Source organism: Pseudarthrobacter sp. NPDC058119 (assembly GCF_042884655.1).
Lineage (GTDB): Bacteria > Actinomycetota > Actinomycetes > Actinomycetales > Micrococcaceae > Arthrobacter.
The window spans coordinates 977,937-998,183 of the sequence record NZ_JBHVTN010000001.1 but is presented as its reverse complement, the minus strand read 5'-3'; the positions used below and the strand labels follow the sequence as shown (position 1 = coordinate 998,183).

The 20,247-nt window shown below is 67.6% G+C and carries 18 protein-coding genes; 12 read left to right on the top strand and 6 right to left on the bottom strand.

Annotated features, from left to right (window positions below; translation table 11 throughout):
* Positions 1-5: 5 nt before the first annotated feature.
* Positions 6-566 carry a hypothetical protein gene (locus tag ACFVTD_RS04735; RefSeq protein WP_387558746.1) on the bottom strand — a complete coding sequence of 187 codons (561 nt, stop codon included), beginning with the start codon at positions 564-566 and terminating at the stop codon, positions 6-8.
* A 49-nt stretch (positions 567-615) separates the two neighbouring features.
* Positions 616-1,086, bottom strand: coding sequence for a hypothetical protein (locus ACFVTD_RS04730; protein ID WP_387558743.1), 471 nt, complete (start codon positions 1,084-1,086; stop codon positions 616-618).
* A 43-nt stretch (positions 1,087-1,129) separates the two neighbouring features.
* Between ACFVTD_RS04730 and ACFVTD_RS04725 the strand changes: the two genes are divergently transcribed.
* The 5 genes from ACFVTD_RS04725 to proC all read left to right on the top strand — a co-directional run bounded on the left by ACFVTD_RS04725 (position 1,130) and on the right by proC (position 8,181).
* On the top strand, positions 1,130-2,779 hold the full coding sequence (locus ACFVTD_RS04725; RefSeq protein ID WP_387558740.1) for a methyltransferase: 1,650 nt from the start codon (positions 1,130-1,132) through the stop codon (positions 2,777-2,779).
* Between the two features lie 123 nt (positions 2,780-2,902).
* On the top strand, positions 2,903-5,629 hold the full coding sequence (topA, locus tag ACFVTD_RS04720) for a type I DNA topoisomerase (RefSeq protein WP_387558737.1): 2,727 nt from the start codon (positions 2,903-2,905) through the stop codon (positions 5,627-5,629).
* Between the two features lie 52 nt (positions 5,630-5,681).
* A complete protein-coding gene (locus tag ACFVTD_RS04715) occupies positions 5,682-6,101 on the top strand; it encodes an SseB family protein (RefSeq protein WP_387558734.1) in 420 nt (139 codons plus the stop codon).
* Positions 6,102-6,108: 7 nt separating this feature from the next.
* A complete protein-coding gene (locus tag ACFVTD_RS04710; protein ID WP_387558731.1) occupies positions 6,109-7,098 on the top strand; it encodes a Ppx/GppA phosphatase family protein in 990 nt (329 codons plus the stop codon).
* Between the two features lie 249 nt (positions 7,099-7,347).
* Positions 7,348-8,181: a pyrroline-5-carboxylate reductase gene (gene proC / locus ACFVTD_RS04705; RefSeq protein ID WP_387558728.1), complete on the top strand. Its 834-nt coding sequence runs from the start codon at positions 7,348-7,350 to the stop codon at positions 8,179-8,181.
* Here proC and ACFVTD_RS04700 read toward each other — a convergent pair.
* Complete coding sequence (locus ACFVTD_RS04700; RefSeq protein WP_043452434.1) at positions 8,178-8,864, bottom strand: TrkA family potassium uptake protein; 687 nt, start codon at positions 8,862-8,864, stop codon at positions 8,178-8,180. The two genes, proC and ACFVTD_RS04700, sit on opposite strands and share 4 nt — an antisense overlap.
* Positions 8,857-10,290, bottom strand: a complete 1,434-nt coding sequence (locus ACFVTD_RS04695; protein WP_387558724.1) for a TrkH family potassium uptake protein — start codon at positions 10,288-10,290, stop codon at positions 8,857-8,859. Before ACFVTD_RS04695 ends, ACFVTD_RS04700 begins: the two co-directional genes overlap by 8 nt.
* 104 nt (positions 10,291-10,394) lie before the next feature.
* Here ACFVTD_RS04695 and ACFVTD_RS04690 point away from each other — a divergent pair, with 104 nt between their 5' ends.
* Together ACFVTD_RS04690 and ACFVTD_RS04685 are read left to right on the top strand one after the other, a co-directional pair.
* The gene (locus ACFVTD_RS04690) at positions 10,395-11,606 is read left to right on the top strand and encodes an acetoin utilization protein AcuC (protein WP_387558721.1); all 1,212 of its coding nucleotides are present in this window, start codon (positions 10,395-10,397) and stop codon (positions 11,604-11,606) included.
* A 69-nt stretch (positions 11,607-11,675) separates the two neighbouring features.
* Positions 11,676-12,287 (top strand): ArsR/SmtB family transcription factor, encoded by a 612-nt coding sequence (locus ACFVTD_RS04685; protein WP_387558718.1) that lies wholly within the window; start codon positions 11,676-11,678, stop codon positions 12,285-12,287.
* 3 nt (positions 12,288-12,290) lie between these two features.
* Here ACFVTD_RS04685 and ACFVTD_RS04680 read toward each other — a convergent pair whose 3' ends face one another.
* Positions 12,291-13,628: an alpha-hydroxy-acid oxidizing protein gene (locus ACFVTD_RS04680; RefSeq protein ID WP_387558715.1), complete on the bottom strand. Its 1,338-nt coding sequence runs from the start codon at positions 13,626-13,628 to the stop codon at positions 12,291-12,293.
* 65 nt (positions 13,629-13,693) lie between these two features.
* On the opposite strand from ACFVTD_RS04680, the gene ACFVTD_RS04675 reads away from it, so the two are divergent.
* The gene (locus ACFVTD_RS04675; protein WP_387558712.1) at positions 13,694-14,413 is read left to right on the top strand and encodes a FadR/GntR family transcriptional regulator; all 720 of its coding nucleotides are present in this window, start codon (positions 13,694-13,696) and stop codon (positions 14,411-14,413) included.
* Positions 14,414-14,456: 43 nt separating this feature from the next.
* Here the strand turns inward: ACFVTD_RS04675 and ACFVTD_RS04670 are convergent, their stop codons facing one another.
* Positions 14,457-15,491 carry a LacI family DNA-binding transcriptional regulator gene (locus tag ACFVTD_RS04670; protein ID WP_387558709.1) on the bottom strand — a complete coding sequence of 345 codons (1,035 nt, stop codon included), beginning with the start codon at positions 15,489-15,491 and terminating at the stop codon, positions 14,457-14,459.
* Positions 15,492-15,835: 344 nt separating this feature from the next.
* On the opposite strand from ACFVTD_RS04670, the gene ACFVTD_RS04665 reads away from it, so the two are divergent.
* The 4 genes from ACFVTD_RS04665 to ACFVTD_RS04650 are packed head-to-tail and all read left to right on the top strand — an operon-like array spanning position 15,836 to position 20,222.
* Positions 15,836-17,248: a Gfo/Idh/MocA family protein gene (locus tag ACFVTD_RS04665; protein WP_387558706.1), complete on the top strand. Its 1,413-nt coding sequence runs from the start codon at positions 15,836-15,838 to the stop codon at positions 17,246-17,248.
* Between the two features lie 9 nt (positions 17,249-17,257).
* On the top strand, positions 17,258-18,217 hold the full coding sequence (locus ACFVTD_RS04660; RefSeq protein WP_387558703.1) for an NAD-dependent epimerase/dehydratase family protein: 960 nt from the start codon (positions 17,258-17,260) through the stop codon (positions 18,215-18,217).
* Positions 18,214-19,119 carry a 5-dehydro-4-deoxyglucarate dehydratase gene (locus ACFVTD_RS04655; protein ID WP_387558700.1) on the top strand — a complete coding sequence of 302 codons (906 nt, stop codon included), beginning with the start codon at positions 18,214-18,216 and terminating at the stop codon, positions 19,117-19,119. Before ACFVTD_RS04660 ends, ACFVTD_RS04655 begins: the two co-directional genes overlap by 4 nt.
* A complete protein-coding gene (locus ACFVTD_RS04650) occupies positions 19,119-20,222 on the top strand; it encodes a mandelate racemase/muconate lactonizing enzyme family protein (RefSeq protein ID WP_387558697.1) in 1,104 nt (367 codons plus the stop codon). Before ACFVTD_RS04655 ends, ACFVTD_RS04650 begins: the two co-directional genes overlap by 1 nt.
* Positions 20,223-20,247 lie beyond the last annotated feature (25 nt).

Below are 20,247 nucleotides of genomic sequence, written 5' to 3'. Positions count from 1 at the left end.
CGGCATTAGAGCCGCTGCACCCGGAACGCATAGTTCGCCGCGGTCCGGGCCTCCACCCGGACCGTGAGCACGCTGTCCGTCGATAAATAAATGACGTTTTGGCGGTTGACACCGCACCTCAGGCCCAAGTCCACCAGGGTAAGGGTCTCCGTGCTGACCGTGAAGGTCACCCGCCGCTGGCTGCGGCACGCGATGGCCAGCATGTAGGTCCCGGTTTCCAGCACCGGCGACCGGACCGTCCGGACCTCGGCGGCCGCGAGGAGTCCTGCGTCATCCTCGACCACGGGGCCCGTGGTGCCCGGAAGCGCCCGCGATTCCCAGTCCCCCAGATCGGCCTCGCCGACCGGATCCTGCTGCAGCGGGTCACGGGTGAAAGCCGGCGCCGGGGCGGCGGCGGTGCCCTGCGCGCTGGAGGTCCGGCCGTCGTCGTACGTATATTCACAGCCGGTCAGGGCACCTGCCGCAAGCACCAGTCCAAGGGCGACGGCGGCCGCGGGCTTCGGTGCCAGCGGCGCCCGTGCTGTCCCTTCCGGAAGGGGCGCGGAGGTTCCCCGCACGCTGGGCATAGTCCGACTTTAAGCCCCCGCCGGGCGGCAGGCCAGAGCCGGAAAAGCGCTACTGGGCCGGTGCCAGCTGGTAGGCGTAAAGCAGCGGAGCATCCACGCTGGAGCTGCTGATTTCGACCCGGCCCGCCGCAGGCAACCTGATCCGGGTGGTCTCTTGCCGGCCGTTGCAGGCGGCACCGGCTTCGGCTAGGGCCTTGCCGTCCAAGGACACGGCGAAGAAGGCCTTGCCGGTGCCGTCGCACACCGCCGTGAGCGTGTAGTTGCCCGCGGGAACCCTGGCGGCCTCCTGCACAATGCGGTCCCGGTTGAGGATCTTGCCGGAATCCTGGAGCACAACACCCGCCGGGGACGATGGCATCGCGGTGGCCCGCCACTTCGACACATCCGCGTTCTCCACCGGATTCGACGGCGAACACCCTGCCACGGCAAGGCAGAGGCCGGCAACGACCGCCGCCGGAAGCGAACGGCGTACAGCGGCGGCCGTGCGGGCGCACGGAAGGAAGGCGGGACGGGAAGGCATGGGACCACCGTACCCCGCACCCACCCCGGACTAAACTTGAGCGGTGCCTGCATCCCCTTATGAGTTCACCGCCGGAAACACTCCCGACGCTCCCCGCAGCGACCTCCCCGCGTTGCTGTCCGCGCTCGCTGCCGACCTGCGCGGCCTGGATTACACGCTCGACGGCGTGGCGCAGCTGCTGGGGCCCGAGGCCGCGGCGGCGCTGAACAGGGACCAGATCATCCCCGCAGTCCTGGCTGTTGAGCAGGCAGTGCGGGCCGATCCCGGCACCGCGCTGCTCGCCGGCGTCGTCCGCCTGTGGCTGCTCGCCGAGCCGCAGGAAAGGGAAACGCTCGACGCCGCACTGCCGGGCACCGGCGCCGGCGGTCTCCTTGAACTGGGGCTGGTGCAGCCCGTCCCCGGCTCCGGGCTGCTTACGGCGAAAGCCGACCTGCGGCCGTACGGCTGGGACAAGAACCAGGACGGCAGCGGCGGCGCCGAACTGTGGGTGGCCAGCGACCTCGCCGCGCACCAGCAGGCCGGCGTGCTCCGGCACGACCACGTCCTGGGCATCGGCCAGGCATCCACCACGCTGGTGCAGACCACCATCCGCCGCCACACCGAGCGTGCCCTGGACCTCGGGACGGGCTGCGGTATCCAAGCCTTCCACCTGCTGCACCACTGCCAGCACGTCACCGCCACCGACATCTCCGAGCGCGCCCTCGCCTACGCGCGGTTCAATATCCTGCTCAATGCGGGCGAGCTTTCCGTTGACCCGGAACGCCTGGAGGACAGGGTCAGCCTGCGCCTGGGTTCCCTCCTGGAGCCGGTGGCCGGGGAAGAGTTCGACCTGGTGGTCTCCAACCCGCCCTTCGTCATCACCCCCCGCAGTGCCGGGGAGGACGCGGCGGACCGGTTCACCTACCGCGACGGCGGGCTGCCGGGCGATGGGATCGTGGCCTCCCTGGTGGCGGACCTGCCCGGTGTTTTGGCGCCCGGTGGGTTTGCCCAGATGCTCGGCAACTGGGAAGTCGCCGCCGGCAGCAGTTGGGAGGAGCGGCCAAAAGCCTGGATCCGGCAGGGCGCGGACGCCTGGTTCATCCAGCGCGAGCTGGTCAGCCCGGAACAATACGCCGAAACCTGGCTGCGGGACGCCTCGGAATCCCGCGACCGGCAGCACTACCGGGATGCGTACGCCGCCTATCTCGCCGATTTCGCATCCCGGGATGTGGCCGGCATCGGCTTCGGCATGGTCTGGCTGCGCCGCCCCGCAGAAGGCAACCCCGCCGCCATCAGCCGCTTCGAGGAAATCAGCTACCCCATCGAGCAGCCCATCGGCCCCCATTTGGGTGCCGCCGTCGAACGAGCCGACTGGCTCGCCGCCCATGACCTTGCCGGCACGCACCTGCTCGTGGCGGACGACGTCACCGAGGAGCGCCACCAGCGCCCGGGCGCTGAACATCCGGGCGTGATCCTGCTCCGGCAGGGTGCCGGGCTGCGGCGGACCAACCTGATGAGCACCGAGCTGGCAGGCTTTGTGTCCGCGTGCGACGGCGACCTCACCGCCGGGCAGATCGCAGGAGCTTTGGAGGCCCTCCTGGGCGGCGGGGAGGGGTTCGACGCCGGGACTTTCCAGGGTGCGCTGCTCGCCGACGTGGCCAACCTGGTCCGGGACGGCTTCCTGGTCCCGGCCGGAAATCCCGCCCTGGAGTAGGCCCCCTCAAGCCCTCAACGGAGCCCCGTCTTTTCCACATGAATGCGCACGATTGCCCAAAATATGGTGAACTAGGCGAACATGGGCTCATCTGCCCCAGCAACCTTTTTCTGTAGGAGCACCGTGCCAAGCAAGGCCAAAACCGGCAAGAAACTCGTGATTGTGGAGTCTCCGGCCAAGAGCAAGACCATCGCCAAGTACCTCGGCGAGGGCTTCATCGTAGAGGCCTCCATCGGTCACATCCGCGACCTTCCCCAGCCGTCCGAACTCCCCGCCGAGCTGAAGAAGACCTCCGTCGGCAAGTTCGCCGTCGACATCGAACACGATTTCAAGCCGTACTACGTGGTGTCCCCGGACAAGAAGAAAAAGGTCACCGAGCTCAAGGCCGCGCTCAAGGATGCCGACGAACTCTACCTCGCAACCGATGGGGACCGCGAAGGCGAAGCCATCGCGTGGCACCTGCTCGAGGTGCTCAAGCCCAAGGTCCCCGTCTACCGCATGACGTTCGGCGAAATCACCAAGGAAGCCATCCAGCGCGCCATGGGCAACCTGCGCGACGTGGACCAGGACCTGGTGGACGCACAGGAGACCCGCCGCGTCCTGGACCGGCTCTACGGCTACGAAATCTCGCCTGTCCTGTGGCGCAAGGTGGCCCGCGGCCTCTCCGCCGGACGCGTGCAGTCCGTGGTCACCCGCATGGTGGTGGACCGCGAACGCGAACGCATGGCCTTCAAGGCAGCGTCCTACTGGGACCTGACCGGCCAGTTCGGCGCGGAATCGGGCTCCTTCAAGGCCAAGCTCGCCGCCGTGGACGGCGCCAAGGTGGCCACGGGCCGCGACTTCAACGACAACGGCGAGCTCACCTCCCGGAACGTGGCCCACCTCAACGAGGAACTGGCAACGTCCCTGGCTGCCGGTCTGCAGAACGCCGACTTCCGGGTCCGCTCGGTGGACACCAAGCCGTACACGCGCCGTCCCGCTGCGCCGTTCACCACCTCCACGCTGCAGCAGGAGGCCGGCCGCAAGCTGCGCTTCTCCTCGAAGAGCACCATGCAGATCGCCCAGCGGCTGTATGAAAACGGCTACATCACCTATATGCGTACGGATTCCTCCGCGTTGAGCGATGAGGCCATCACGGCAGCCCGCCGCCAGGCCTCCGAACTGTACGGTCCCGAATACATTCCGCAGTCGCCGCGCGTCTACTCCAACAAGGCCGCCAATGCCCAGGAAGCACACGAGGCCATCCGCCCCGCCGGTGACTCCTTCCGCACGCCTGCCCAGGTGGCGAAGCAGCTCTCCGGCGACGAGTTCCGCCTGTACGAACTCATCTGGAAGCGCACGGTCGCCTCCCAGATGGGCGACGCCAAGGGTTCGACGGCCACCATCCGCCTCGGCGCGGTGTCCGCCGACGGCCGGGACGCAGACTTCTCCGCCTCCGGCACCGTGATCACGTTCCCCGGCTTCCTCGCCGCCTACGAGGAAGGCAAGGATGAGACCCGCGGCGACGACGACTCCGACGAAGCCCGGCGCCTGCCCAACGTGGCCAAGGACGACTCCCTCACGGCCTCGGACATCCAGGCCGTGGGCCACGAAACCTCCCCGCCGCCGCGCTACACGGAAGCCTCGCTGACCGCGGAGCTGGAGAAGAAGGGCATCGGACGCCCGTCCACGTACGCCTCCACCATCTCCACCATCCAGGACCGCGGCTATGTCCGGAAGCAGGGCTCGGCCCTGGTGCCCAGCTGGATCGCCTTCTCGGTGATCCGGCTCCTGGAACAGCACTTCTCCGATTACGTAGACTACGAGTTCACCGCCGACATGGAAGGCGACCTGGACAAGATCGCCAACGGACAGGAAGCCGGCGCCTCCTGGCTGCGGCACTTCTACTTCGGTGAAGATTCTGATCCGGGCCTGCTGAGCATCGTCAACAACCTGGGCGAGATCGATGCCCGGGAAATCAACTCGATCCCGATCACCGACGAGATCACGCTCCGGGTGGGCAAGTTCGGCCCATACCTGGAAAGCTCTGCTGCCCTAGTGGACCCCAAGACGGGCGAGATCGTCGAATCGGCGCGTGCCAACGTCCCCGAGGACCTGGCCCCCGACGAACTGACCGCGGCCAAAGCCATCGAACTGATGGAGACGGCGGCGCCCGAGGAACGCGTGCTCGGCGCGGATCCGCACACCGGACACACCGTGGTGGCCAAGAACGGCCGCTACGGCGCCTACGTCACCGAGATCATCCCGGAAATGACCGACGAGGAACTGGCCAACCAGCCGGTGGAGTACTACAAGAACGGCAAGCCCAAGCCGCCCAAGAAGCCGGTCAAGGCCAAACCGCGCACGGGCTCGCTCTTCAAGTCCATGACCGTCGAATCCGTGACGCTTGAGGAAGCGCTTCAGCTCATGAGCCTGCCCCGGGCGCTGGGCGAGGACGCCGAAGGCAACCTCATCACGGTCCAGAACGGCCGGTTCGGCCCGTACCTGAAGAAGGGGACGGACTCCCGGTCCATCGGCTCCGAAGAGGAAATCTTCACCATCACCCTGGAACAGGCCCTGGAGATCTACTCCCAGCCCAAGCAGCGCGGCGCCCGTGCCGCGGTGCCCCCGCTGGCTGAATTCGGCCCGGACCCGGTGTCCGAAAAGAACATCGTGGTGAAGGAAGGCCGGTTTGGCCCCTACATCACGGACGGCATCACGAACATCACGGTGCCCCGAGCCACCTCCCTCGAGGAACTCACGCGGGAACAGGCAGTGGAACTGCTCGCCGAGAAGCGCGCCAAGGGACCGGTCAAGCGGACCACCACCCGCAAGGCGCCGGCCAAGAAGAAGGCAACGGCCAAGAAGTAACCAAGTGGCCGGCGCGTTTGCGCCGGCCACAGTATCGTGATCGGCTAGGGGAATGACTGAACAGCCCGCGCACACGGACCTCCAGCCGCTCAACGACCTCGAGGAGAAGCTCGCCACCGGTGGCCAGCCGGACGCAGACCCGGTGGACGTCATCCTGTCGTTCCTGAACAGCGAGGTCTACATCATCAGCTCGGACACGGTGGAGGGCGTGGACTCCAAGGTGGAGCCCCTGGTTCTTGCCAATGCCGACGGCGACCCCGTCCTGGCCGTCTTCTCGCACCCCAGCAGGGTGGACCAGCAGTACCTGGAAGCCGCTCCAAACGTCCTGGGCACGCAGGGCGCTGCCATCATCGCCAATATCGGCGACGAGCTGGGCATGGTGATCAACCCGGGCGCGGCCTACGGTTTCGAAATCAACCCCGAGGGTGTTGCCAACATCAGGCGCGACTTCAAGCGCGCTGACGAGCAATAATGTCCCCATGCGTCTAGGTGTCCTCGATATCGGGTCCAACACTGTCCACCTGCTCCTGGTGGATGCCCACCCGGGCGCGCAGCCGGTCCCGTTCGCCTCCCATAAGCGGCCGCTGTCCCTGGTCCAATACCTTGAACCGGACGGCAGCATCAGCGATCAGGGCCAGCAGGAGCTGACGGACTTCGTGCTGGAAGCCTGGGAATTCGCTGCCAGGCACAAAGCCGAGGACCTGCTGGCTTTCTGTACCTCAGCGATCCGGGAGGCCACCAACGGCCCCGCCGTCCTGGCCAGGGTCAAGCACGAGACCACTGTGACCCTGCAGGAATTGAGCGGCAGCGAAGAGGCGTCCATGACGTTCTTCGCGGTCAGGCGCTGGCACGGGTGGGGCGCCGGGCCCATCCTGAACCTGGACATCGGCGGCGGCTCCTTCGAAATGGCGTTCGGCCAGGACGAACTTCCCGAGGTGGCGACTTCCGTGCCGCTGGGCGCCAGCCGGCTTACCCGGGACTGGCTTCCCGAGGACCCGCCGACCGCTAAGAGTGTCAAGGAACTGCGGCGCTACATCAGGGCCACCCTCAAGCCTGCCGTCCGCGAATTCGACGGCCTGGGCCGGGCCAACGTGGTGGCCGGCACCTCCAAGACGTTCCGGTCCCTGGCCCGGATCGCCGGTGCTGCGCCCAGTGCCGAGGGTCCTTACGTCAAGAGGGAACTGCACGCCTCGGACCTGGGAATCTGGACGCAGCGCATCTCGGCCATGAGTTCGGAAGACAGGCTGCACCTTCCCGGAGTCTCCGAAGCCAGGGCCCGCCAGGTCCTTGCGGGCGCTTTGGTAGCTGAGGCCGCCCTGGAGATGTTCAAGTTCAAGAAGCTCCGCATCTGCCCGTGGGCGCTCCGTGAAGGGCTCATCCTGCGGCGCCTTGACCAACTGGTCTTTGACGGACCCCTGGAGCCGGCACCCCATGTGGCAGGCTCCCGAACCGTGGATGCCACCGTCTAGCCCTCGACACAGCTCGACCAAGGGACGCCACCAAACCGGCCGTTAAACGCGGAAGCACCGGGGCCGGCAACAGGAAAATGGGGGAAAACCTGTTGCCGTGCCACCGGTGCCCTGGCAGACATCCCCATGCCTGCCGCATCACTCGCACCCTCAATGAGGTAATAACTACGGTAGGACCCCAAGTTGTGTGCTGCCTGCGCTGAGGATGGGAGTTGCCTGTGAATGCCTGCGAACTGCAATGATGGAGGCATGAGCAACCGAATCGCATTCCTTGGCTGTGGATCCATGAACGAAGCCATTCTTGGCGGCCTGCTGGAGGCAGGGAAGGATCCGGGGGATGTGGTGGCCACCGTCCGCCGCGCGGAGCGCGCCTCGGAACTGGCCCAGCGCTACCAGGGGATCACCGCCATTGCCGGCGAGGAAGAACCCGACAACAACAAGCAGGCCGCCAAGGGATCCGCAGTGGTCATCCTCGGCGTCAAGCCGGTGGGCATCGCGGACCTTGCGAGGGAAATCAGTCCTGCCCTGTCTCCGGAAACCGTAGTGGTCAGCGTGGCCGCGGCGGTGTCCATCGCCCAGCTTGAAGCAGCACTCCCCGCGGGGCAGCCGGTGATCCGCACCATGCCCAACACGCCCGCGAAGCTGGGCCGCGGCGTCGTGTCCGTCTCACCCGGCACACACTGCAGTCCTGAACAGCTCCAAATGGTCAAAGACCTCCTGCAGGGCACCGGAACCGTGGTTGAGGTTCCCGAGGAACAGGTGGACGCGCTCTCGGCCATCAGCGGCTCCGGTCCTGCCTACGCCTTCTACCTGGCCGAGGCCATGGCGTCCGCCGGGGAGGAACTGGGCCTGGACCGCGAGTTGTCCGTCCTGCTGGCCCGCGAAACCGTGGCCGGTGCCGGCCTCATGCTGGCCGAACCCGGTGCCGACCCATCAGCGCTCCGCAAGGCCGTCACCAGCCCCAACGGCACCACTGAGCGCGCCATCGCCACCTTTGACGAACAGGGCATCCCGGCCATCATCGCCGCCGGTGCCCGCGCGGCAGCGGACCGGGCTGCCGAGATCACCAGGCAGCTCGGCTAGGGCCGGGCGGCGAACCTTTCCAGCAGGTCCACGTGGCCGGAGACTATCAGCATGTCCCGCGAGGACACCTTGGTCTCGGGCCGGGCGTACGTGAAGTCTTCACCAGGGGACTTCACCCCCACGATGGTCACCCCGTACTTGGAGCGGACCTTTGATTCGTCCAGGGTAAAGCCCACGGTTTCGCGCGGCGGGTACATTTTGACGATGGCGAAGTCGTCGTCGAACTCGATGAAGTCCAGCATCCGGCCGGACACCAGGTGCGCAGCGCGCACGCCGGCGTCGGCCTCGGGGTAGATGACGTGGTTCGCGCCGATCCGGGTCAGGATCTTGCCATGTGACGGGGTGATGGCCTTGACCCAGAGGTGTTCGATTCCCAGGTCTACCAGGTTCACGGTGATCAGCACCGAGGATTCGATGGACGTTCCGACGCCCACCACGGCGGAGCTGAACTCCTGGGCGCCCAGTTGGCGGAGGGCATCGATATTGGTGGCGTCGGCCTCCACCACGTGGGTCAGGAGGGGTGCCCATTTCTGCACCAGGCTCCGGTCCCGTTCGATGGCGAGCACTTCCCGGCCCTGCTTGACCAGCTGCTCCGCGGTGGATGATCCAAAGCGGCCCAGCCCGATCACCAGGACCGGAGCGTTGTGGGCGGGGCGCCGGGGGGCGTCTGTGGAACTAGCCAATGATCGGCCTCTCTTCGGGGTAGTGGTACAGCTGGCTGCGCTGGCGCAGGGCCAAGGCCGCGGCGAGGGTCACGGTGCCCACGCGGCCGGCGAACATGAGGGCCGTGAGGACGTAGACGCCCTCGGGCGGCACCTCGGCGCTGAGGCCGGTGCTCAGGCCAACGGTGGCGAAGGCCGAGATCGTCTCGAACAGCACCCGGTCCAGTGACGCACCGCTGAACTGCAGGAGCAGGAAGGCGGAGACGGAGACCAGGGTGGCGCCGGCAACGATCACGGAGATGGCCACCCGCATGGTGCCCTGCGGAATGGTCCGGCCGTACACCTTCACGTCGGCATCGCCGCGGGCCTCGGCAACGATGGCCAGGAACATGACGGCGATAGTGGTGACCTTGATGCCGCCCGCCGTTGACGCCGACCCGCCGCCGGCGAACATCAGCGCGTCGGTCAGCAGTTTGGTGGTGGATTCCATGTGGTTCTGGTCCACCAGGTTGAATCCACCGGAACGCGTCATGACCGAGGCAAACAGGGAATGGGTGATCTTGTCACCGAGGCCCATCGGCCCGATGGTCCGGGCGTTGTCCCACTCCATCAGGGCCCACAGGACCGTGCCCGCGGCGAGCAGGATGAGCGAGACCTGGATGGTGAGCTTGGTGTGGAGGTTCCATTTCTTCCAGTTCAGCCCGTTCTGCTGCAGCACCATCACCACGGGAAAGCCCAGGCTGCCCAGGAAGACGCCCACCATCAGCGGGATGAGGATCCACAGGTCCGTTTCGTAGGGCACGATGCCGTCCGAGTGCGGGGTGAAACCGGCGTTGTTGAACGATGAAATGGCGTAGAAGATGCCGTGCCAGACAGACTGCCAGAACGGCTCCCCCAGAGTGAGGAAGCGCGGAATCAGCGTCAGCGCCAGGATGCCTTCGATGACCACCGAGGTAGTGATGACGATCCGCAACAGGGTGCCCACTTCGCCCAGTCGGCCCGCGTTGTTCATGGACTCCGCCGCGATGATCTTGCCGCGCACGCCCAGCCGCTTGCTCACCATCAGGGCGAGGAGCGACGCGAGGGTCAAGGTGCCCAGGCCGCCGATGAAGATGCCCACCAGGATTACCAGTTGGCCGAAGAACGACCAGTGGACCGCCGTCGATACCACCGTGAGTCCCGTGACGCAGACTGCCGAGACCGCCGTGAACAACGCCTGGTGGAGAGGGGTGGGCGTTCCGTCGGCTGCAGAGACCGGCAGGGTGAGCAGGAACGTAAAGAGTGTGCAGACGGCGGCGAACGCGGTCAGTGCCAGCCGTGCGGGGGACGTATTGGCGATGTCGTCAATGAAGTCGCGCAGCCGGGTGAAGATCCAGAGGCCCTCCCGGTCCTGCGCCGGGGGGTGCCAGGGGGCCGGCGTCCGGGGCCTCGACTGGCTTTGCGTCATGTGTGGCTTTTCCTCGGTTGAAACGGCTTCCTTCAGTAGTAAACCACTAAAGCCCGCGTCATGGCCGGGCCGGCGGCGGCGCAGGCTCGGGTAGCCTGTGATTGATGACATACCTGCCCGGACTCCGCCAGCCCGCGCCGCCAACGATGGTGGCGTGGAGTCCTGACATGACAGCCTACAACTTCGGCCCCGGCCACCCCATGGCACCGGAGCGCCTGGACCTTACCGCGCGCCTGTCACGCAGCCTGGGGCTCTTCGACCTGGACCACGTTGACCTCGCAGCGCCGGAGGTCGCATCCGACGCGGAGCTGGAGTCCGTCCACTCGGCCGACTATGTGGCAGCAGTCCGCCGGGTCAGCGCGGACCCCACCCGGCCCGACGAATCACGAGGGCTGGGAACCGAGGATGACCCCGCGTTTGCCGGCATGCACGAGGCCTCGGCCCGCCTGGCCGGCGGCTCGCTGCTGGCGGCCCGGCGCCTGCTGGAGGGATCGGCCGTGCACGCGGTGAACTTCGGCGGCGGCATGCACCATGCGGCCCGGGAACGCGCCAGCGGATTCTGCATCTACAACGACGCAGCCCTTGCCGTGCAAACGCTGCTTGACGGTGGCGTGGGTAAAGTGGCCTACATTGACGTCGATGCCCACCACGGGGACGGCACCCAGAACATCTTCTGGGACGATCCCCGGGTCCTCACCATCTCGCTGCATGAGACAGGCCTGACTCTCTTCCCCGGAACTGGGTTCGCCAACGAGATCGGCGGCCCCGCGGCCGAGGGGACCGCCGTGAACGTCGCCCTGCCGGCCGGGACCTCCGACGCCGGCTGGCTGCGCGCCTTCTACGCCGTGGTGCCCCAGCTGGTCGGGGCCTTCGAACCGGAGGTGATCGTGAGCCAGCACGGTTGCGATTCGCACCGCAACGACCCCCTCACGCACCTCAACCTCAGCGTGGACGGGCAGCGCGAGGCGGCCAGCGCCGTCGGACACCTGACCGAGCGCTATTGCGGCGGCCGCTGGATCGCCACCGGCGGCGGAGGCTACAACGTGCTGGACGTGGTGCCGCGGGCCTGGAGCCACCTGGTGGCCATCGCGGCGGGACGTCCCGTGCCGCTGCGGACACCCGTGCCGGAAGACTGGCGGCAGTACGTAATGGAGAAGTTCGGCAGGGAAGCGCCGGCCCTCATGGGGGACGACGTGGAGCTCTGGTGGCGGTCCTGGGAAGTGGGCTTCGACCCCAACGACGCTGTGGACCGCACCGTCATGGCCACCCGCAAGGCCGTGTTCCCGCTGCACGGGCTGGACCCCTGGTTCGACTGATCCGGCCGGAAACCTGGGCCGCCGAAATAGTTGATGCCTTTAGACGTATATGTCGCTAGGGTGGGAGGCATGGTGACAGACGACGTATTTGCCGTCATAGCGGAATCCACCCGGCGGGATATCCTGGTGGCGCTTCGGGCAGGCGACAAAGCCGTGGGGGAACTGGTGGAGGAACTGGCGGCAAGCCAGCCCACCATTTCCAAGCACCTGAAAGTCCTCCGTGAGGCACAGCTGGTCAGCATGCGCGCGCAGGGCCAGAAGCGCTACTACGCCCTGAACCGGGGCCCGTTGGAGGGCATCGCCAGCTGGCTGGAGACGTTCGACGTCGGCACTGGCGGCAGCGCCGCAGCCGCACCCGGCGGACCGGGCAGCATAAGCGCCGACCAGCCGGTCCCGGCCCACCTGAAGGAAAGCGTCGCCGCAGCGGCGGCCCCACAGCCGCAGGCCCCCCGGGCGGCCGAGCCTTCGCAGCCGGTCCGGGAGGGCATTCCCGCGCCCGTCCTGGTGAGGGAAGGCGCAGAGCTGAGCCCCGCCGTCGTCATTCCCGGCGGGACGGCCGCCCCGTTGAGCGACGACACTGTGCCGCAGCAAATCGGCCGGACGGTTGGCCGTGCCGCCACCAAGGCAGCCGACCTGCTGGCCAACCTCCCCACCCTGCCGAAATTCGGGCGCAAGAAGTAGGACTTACCGGGGCAGCAGCCGCACGTGGTCCGGGGTGAGCTCGGAAACGCGGCTGACCCCCAGCAGCGCCATGGTGCGGGCCATGTCCTTCTCAAGGATCTGCAGGGTCCGGTCCACGCCCGCGCGTCCGCCTGCCATCAGCCCATAGAGGTAGGCGCGGCCGATCAGCGTGAAGTCCGCGCCCAGTGCCAGCGCCGCCACGATGTCAGCGCCGCTCATGATGCCGGTGTCCAGCATGATGGCGGCATCACTGTTGTCAGCAGTGAGGGCCTGCCTGACCTCCGGGAGCAGGTGGAACGGGATGGGGGCCCGGTCGAGCTGCCGGCCGCCATGGTTGGACAGAACCACGCCGTCGGCGCCGTGGTCCACCACGCGGCGGGCATCCTCGACGGTCTGGATGCCCTTGACCACCAGCTTGCCCTTCCAGGTTTCGCGCAGCCAGTCCAGGTCCCCGAACGTCAGCGTGGGGTCGAACATGGAGTTGATCAGGTCGGCCACGGTGCCGGTGTAGCGGGACAGCGAGGCAAACGTCAGGGGCTCGTGGGTAAGGAAGTTGAACCACCATGCGGGCCGGTAGGAGGCGTCCAGCACGGTTTTGAGGGTCAGTGCCGGCGGGATGGTCATGCCGTTCCGGACGTCGCGGAGGCGCGCGCCCGCCACGGCCGTGTCCACGGTGACCATGAGGGTGTCGTTGCCGGCTTTGGCTGCGCGCTCGATCAGTTCCAGCGAGCGGTCCCGGTCCGTCCACAGATACAGCTGGAACCAATTCCTGCCGTTCGGGGCAGCCTCGGCAACATCCTCGATGGAGGCGGTCCCCATGGTGGAGAGCGTGTAGGGGATGCCGGCGGCCTCGGCCGCCTGCGAACCGGCGTACTCGCCCTCGGACTGCATCATCCGGGTGAAACCCGTGGGGGCGATGCCGACGGGGAGCCGCGACGGCTTGCCCAGGATGTCGGTGCTGAGGTCGATGCTGGAGACGTTCCGCAGGATTCCGGGCCGGAACTCGATGTCCAGGAACGCCTGGCGGGCACGGCGGAGGGTGATCTCCCCTTCCGCGGCACCATCCGTGTAGTCAAACGGCGCCTTGGGGGTGCGGCGCTTGGCGATGTCGCGGAGCTCCCAGATGGTGCTGGCCCGCTGCAGCCGGGCGGCCCTGCTGAATTCCGGCTTCTTGAACTGCATCAGGGGCGCCAGGTCCGAGTACTTGGGGACGCGCCGCTTCAGGGCGGCAGGCAGGGCGGACGACGACGGAGCCCTGGCGGGTGCCGGCGCTGCGGAAATGTCCGTGGCATCCGGGGCCGGGGTGGCTTCCGGATTGTTGGGCTGGATGGTGTGGGTCATGGCTCCTCCTATGGTCCAACCACACTCTAGGCATGTGGTCCAACCACATCAAGTACCATTGGCCTATGCGCACCCACCAGCTGGTCCTGCACTGGATCGAGGACAGGCTCTCAGCCGGCGACCTGGCCGTCGGCGGCAGGCTCCCGGCGGAGCGGACCCTGGCAGAACAGCTCCAGGTCTCCCGGACCTCGGTGCGCGAGGCCATCCGGATCCTCGAAGCCATGGGCGTGGTGCGGTCAGGTGTCGGTTCCGGCCCGGACGCCGGAACGGTAGTGATATCCGACCCCGCCGCCGCCCTGGGCTCGGCCCTCCGGCTCCATGTGGCCACCCAGCACCTGCCGGTGGCAGACATCGTGGAAACACGGGTCCTCCTGGAGTCATGGGCTGCCGCCCAGGCACGCCGGGATGCGCCGGAGCTGGAGGAGGCGGCCACGCTCCTCGCCGCGATGGATGCACCCGTTGGCCTGTCCGTGGATGATTTCCTGGCCCTCGATGTCCGGTTCCATTTGGCCCTGGCCAACGCGGCAGGCAATGCGGTGGTCAGCGCCATGATGGGATCGCTGCGCGAATCCATCCAGGGGTACGCCGCCGGACTGACGGGAAACCTGCCGGACTGGAACGCCACCGCCTCGCGCCTGCGCACCGAGCACCATGCCATCCTGGCCGCGGTCAAGGAGGGCGATGGCCGCCGGGCAGCGCAGCTGGTGGCCGCCCATATCGAAGGGTTCTACAAAGAAGCGGGGCTGGGCAGGGATCACCCTGCCCAGCCCCGCCCCGCGGGCTAGCGGATTTATCGACGTGCTCCTGGCGCCGCCCGCGGAGGGAGCCTCAGCCGTGGACCGTGCTGCGGGGCGCCTTCGCGGGGCCTGTGCTGGCCCGGATTTCGAGCCGCGGCTGGTACCGGCCGCCGGGGGTGCCGGTGGCCTCCTTGCGGATCAATGCCCGGAGCTGCTGCCAGGCCTGCTCTCCCAGTTCTGTGATGGGGACCGCGCCGGTGGTGAGTGCCGGCGTCGTATATCTGGCAAACGGAATGTCATCGAAGCCCGTTACCGAGATGTCGCCCGGGACGTCCAGGCCGCGTTCGTGGAGTCCGCTCATCAGGCCCATGGCCACGAGGTCGTTGAAGGCGAGGATTCCGGTGGCCCCGCTCGCCAGGACGGCATCAACTGCCTCGTGGCCGGTGTCGAAGTCCGAGCCGCCGTCCAGCATGGTCACCTCCACCTCGGGGTGGGCGGCCTTGAACGTCTCCAGGCCCTCGAGCCGCAGGTCGTTGGAGGCGCTGTGGGGCGGCCCTGCGAGGAAGGCCAGGCGGGTGTGGCCCAGGTCCACCAGGTGCCCTGCAATGTCCTGGACGCCCTGGCCGTAGTCCACCACCAGGCTGGGAACGTCCGGGGCGGCCGTGGTGCGGTTGATCAGCACGAGCGGGTGGAGCGAGGGGACGATTTCCTCAAGCTCCGCATCGGTCATGCGTGGAGCGCACAGGACGAGTCCGTCACAGCGCCTGCGGGCTTCGCCGGCCAGGATCGACTCCTCGCTGGACACTTCGAAGGAATCGGCGATGAGTACCCGGTAGCCATCCTGCGCTGCCGCCCGGCTCAGGCCCCGGAGGATCGCCTGGAAGGTGGGGTTGGCGAGGTCGGGCACCACGATGCCAATCGTGTCCGTCTTTCCCAGGGCCAGGCTCCGGCCCACCGGGTTGGGCTGGTACTTGAGTTCCGCGGCTGCCGCCCGGACCCGGGCCGCGATGTCCGGATCCACCGTGAAGTTCCCGTTCATGACACGCGAGACCGTGGCATGGGAAACTCCCGCCTTGGCGGCGACGTCGGCGATGCCGATCCGGCCGGTTGCCGATTTCCTGGCCATGGGGACCCCTTTCCTTGCCGCGGGCGGGCCGCCGGGAGTGGGACGTTGTCCGGTAGTGGCCCCGCCCCGCTGCGCGTGCTTTGAAAGACAGCATATACGGGAGTAGGAAAGCGATTTCTTCCCCTTTGCCGCGATTTTTCCAGGCCAGCCGCACGCGTACGTGCGCGCGCCGCAGGAAAGCGCTTTCTTTCAATGCTGGGAATGGTTGACTGACCCCCGGACATCTTGGTACAACTCTCTATAGAGAAATGAGAAAACGCTTTCTCGGCCGGTGCGCCCGGGCGCCGCCCCCGTCCGGCGGGGAACGCCTAACCGCCCGCGACTGAGCTTTCGAAAGGACCCCCATGGTCAACACAGCCGAGACCACTCCGGCCGCTGCACCGTCCGCCCGCCAGCGCGATGGGCAAAAAGCCCGGCTTGCCCTGATCGGCACCGGCGGCCGCTCCGAGATGTACATCCGCGCCATTTACGGCAAGCACGCGGACACCGCCGAGCTGGTGGCGTTCTCCGACCTCAACCCCGGGCGCGTGGAGTTCTACCAGAAGCTCATCCAGGAACTGGGCGCCCCGGGTCCGGTGGCGTCCTTCAATCCGGCCGACCTCACCGCCTTCATCCAGGCCAACGCCATTGACCGGGTCATCGTCACCACACCCGACTACACCCACGCCGACTACATCGTGGAGGGGCTCGGGGCCGGTGCGGACGTCGTCGTCGAAAAGCCCCTGACCATTGACGCCGAAAGCTGCCGCCGCATCGTCCAGGCCGTCCACGAGACCGGCCGGAACGTGGTGGTCACCTTCAACTATCGCTACTCGCCGCGCAACAGCGCCCTGAAGGAAATCATCCAGAGCGGCGTGATCGGCAAGGTCACCTCCGTCGACTTCAGCTGGGTCCTGGACACCGTACACGGCGCGGACTACTTCCGCCGCTGGCACCGGGAGAAGAAGAACTCCGGCGGCCTGCTGATCCACAAGGCGTCCCACCACTTCGACCTGGTCAACTGGTGGATCGACGACGTCCCTGAGCGGGTCTTCGCCTCCGGCGGCCTGAAGTTCTACGGCGACAGGAACGCCGTAGAGCGCGGCCTTGGACCCCGCCCTGAGCGCGGTACGCCCGACGCCGGTGCCTCCACTGGCGGAAAAGATCCCTTCGCCCTGGACCTTCGCGAGGACGAGCGGCTCAAGGCGCTTTTCCTGGACAACGAGCACTACGACGGCTACCGCCGCGACCAGGATGTCTTCACCGGAGGCATCACCATCGAGGACAACCTGGCGCTGGTGGTGGAGTACCAGGGCGGGCCGCGCCTGAGCTATTCGCTGAACGCGCACAGCCCCTGGGAAGGCTACAAGGTGGCCGTCAACGGGACCGAGGGCCGCGCCGAACTCGAAGTGGTGGAACGCGCCGCCGTCCTGCACAGCACGGACAAGAAGACCGTGGTTGACCCCAGTGCCACGCCGATCGAGGAAGAGGACGCGGTGCGCCGCAACGGCGAACGACTGGTGGTCCAGCGCCACTGGGAGCCCGCCTATGAGGTGCCGATCGTAAACGGCGAAGGCGGCCACGGCGGCGGCGACGCGCTGCTGCTGTCCGACCTCTTCAACGGTCCCGGCGAGGACCCGCTGGGCCGCCCTTCCGGCTACCTGGACGGGCTCCGCTCCGTGTCGGTCGGCATCGCCGGCAACCGTTCGCTCGAATCGTCCCTGCCCGTGCGCGTCGAGGACCTGGACCTCGGCGTCGATCTTCGCCGCGGCAAGTAGGGGAACACCATGAGCAGGATCCTTGTCACCGGCGGCTCCGGCCGCCTGGGCCGCAGCGTGGTGGCGGGCCTGGCCCAGGGCGGCCACCACGTCACCTCCGTGGACCGCGAGGCCGTCCCCGCTGGACAGCTGCCGCCCGGCACCGTCCAGGAAACCGCGGACCTCCTGGCCCCGGGTGAGGCGCTGCGCCTCCTCCGGGACGCAAGGCCCGACGCCGTCATCCACCTTGCGGCGATCGCGGTGCCGTTCAGCGCGCCGGAGGACGTTATTTTCGCCACGAATACCCGGCTCGCCTTCGCCGTGATCAGCGCGGCCACGGAGGTGGGCGTGCCGAAGATCGTCACGGCCAGCAGCCCCACGGTCCTCGGCTACGGGTGCCCGGCGGGCTGGCTGCCGCCGTCGTTCCCCCTTGATGAGCGCACCCCGCCGAAACCTTGGAACGCCTATGCGCTGTCCAAGCTCATCGCGGAGCAGACCATGCAGATGTTCGCCGCCGCCCAGGGGGACAGGACCCGGTACGCAGCGTTCCGTCCCTGCTTCGTGATCTCCCCGGAGGAATGGGAGGGCGCCCCGACACAGCAGGGCCACACCCTCGCCGAACGGCTCGCCGATCCGGCCCTCTCCGCACCTGCGCTGTTCAACTACGTCGATGCGCGGGACGTGGCGGACTTCCTGGACCTGCTGCTCCAGAAGATGGACGACATTCCCAACGGCGAGACGTTCTTCGTGGGCGCCGCGGACGCCCTGGCCACCGAACCCCTGGCCGACCTGATGCCCCGGTTCCTGCCCGGCAGCGACGCCATCAGTGCAGGCCTTTCCGGCACCAGCCCGGCGTTTTCCATTGCGAAGGCGCAGGAACTGCTCGGCTGGCAGCCCAAGCGAACCTGGCGCACCGAACTCAAATCCACCCTCAACGACGAGACCTCCGCGCTGGTGACCGCCGGCAGCGGAACCAAGGAGACATCATGAAATTCGACGGAGTCCTCTTCTTCCCCGTCACCCCGTTCACGGCCGAAGGCGCCGTCGACGTCGAACTGCTGAAGCAACACATCGCCACCCGGCTGCCCTTCGGCCCCGGCGGCGTCTTTCCCGCCTGCGGCACGGGCGAATTCCATGCCCTCAGCATCGATGAGGTCCGCACCGTGGTGGCGGCCGCCGTCGAGGTTGTGGCCGGAAAGGTCCCGGTGGTGGCGGGCGCCGGCGGCCCCCTGGGCCACGCCCTCGCAGCCGCCCGCGCTGCCGAGGAAGCCGGAGCGGACGCCCTCCTGGTGCTCCCGCCCTACCTGGTCACCGGCCCCACCGACGGCCTGGTGTCCTACATCGAGGCGGTCGCGAACGCCAGCAGCCTGCCCGTGATTGTGTACCACCGCGGCAACGCGAAGTTCACCGCCGCGGCCATGGCCAAGCTGGCTGCGAACCCCAAGGTCATTGGCTTCAAGGACGGGCTGGGCGATGTTGGCCTGGCCCTGGAAATCGTTTCTGCCGTGAAGGCAACGGGCCGGACGGATTTCGCCTTTTTCAACGGACTCCTGACGGCTGAACTGACGCAGGGCGCCTACCGCGGCCTGGGCATTCCGCTGTACTCCTCGGCGGCGTTCGCCATGGCACCGGAGATCGCCAAGGCGTACTACGACGCATACGCCTTCGGGGACGAGGACCGCCGCAACGCCCTGCTCGAAGGGTTCTACGCGCCCCTGGTCCGCCTGCGCGACCAGACCCCGGGCTTCGGAGTTTCGCTGATCAAAGCGGGCCTGCGGCTGGGCGGCCTGCCGGTGGGTTCCGTGCGGCCGCCGCTGGTGGATCCCACCGAAGACCAGCTGGTGGAGCTCAAGGCCATCCTCGCCAGGGGCTACGAGTTGGCCGGGCACTGATGAGCGCCCCGGCGTTCGCAGCCACGCGCAGCACCCCATGCATCACCGGCCTGTCCACCCGGCTCCTCACAGTGCCGCTGCGCCGGCACTGGGGCGCGGAGGCGCCGGAGAACCACGTGATCGTCACGACGCTTTCCACGGACGACGGCGGCGCGGGGCACGGTTTCTCCTGGACGCCCACCATCGGTCCGCAAGCGGTCAAGGCGCTGCTGGACTACGACATCGCGCCCTTTGTCAGCGGCCTGCCGGCGAATCCCGAGACTGTCTGGGACGCCCTATGGAAACGACTGCATGAAGCGGGCGGGGGCGGACTCACCACCATCGCGATGGCGGGGGTTGACCTCGCCCTGTGGGACCTGCAGGCGCGGCGCGCCGGCACCTCCGTGACGGGTCTGATCGGCCAGCGGCAGGAATCTGCCGAGGTCTACGGCTCCGGAGTGAACCTGCATTACACCCTGGAAGAACTGGTGGCCCAGACCGGACGCTGGGTGGCGGCCGGCCACCAAGCCGTCAAAATCAAGGTAGGCAAGCCGGACCTCCGCGAGGACGCCGAACGCGTGGCCGCCGTGCGTTCCGTGCTCGGTCCCGACCGGCGCCTCATGATCGACGCCAACCAGCGCTGGGACCTGCCCACCACCTTCCGGGCCCTTGACGTCCTGGCCGAATTCGGGCTCGAATGGCTGGAAGAACCCATCCGGTCGGATGATCTGTGGGCCTACCGCAGGCTCCGCAAGCACTCACCGGTGCCCATCGCGCTGGGCGAAAACCTGCACACCATCTACCGCTTCCGCGATTTCATCGAGGCGGAGGCGGTGGACATCATCCAGCCGAACATCATCCGGGTGGGCGGGATCACCCCGTTCCGGCGGATCGTGGAGCTTGCCCGTACCCACAGCATCAAGGTCATGCCGCACCTGCTGCCGGAACTCTCCGGCCAGCTGGCGTTGACCCTGGCGGAGCCCACCCTGGTGGAGGACGTCGAGGAGGCATCCTTCGAACAGCTGGGCATCCTCGACGGGCCGTCGCCAGTGCGGTTCGCTGACAGCCGGGTAACCCTTACGGACCAGCCCGGGCTGGGGTTCTGCTTCCGGGACGCTCCGTAGCCAAGACTTCCAAAAGAACAGGTAC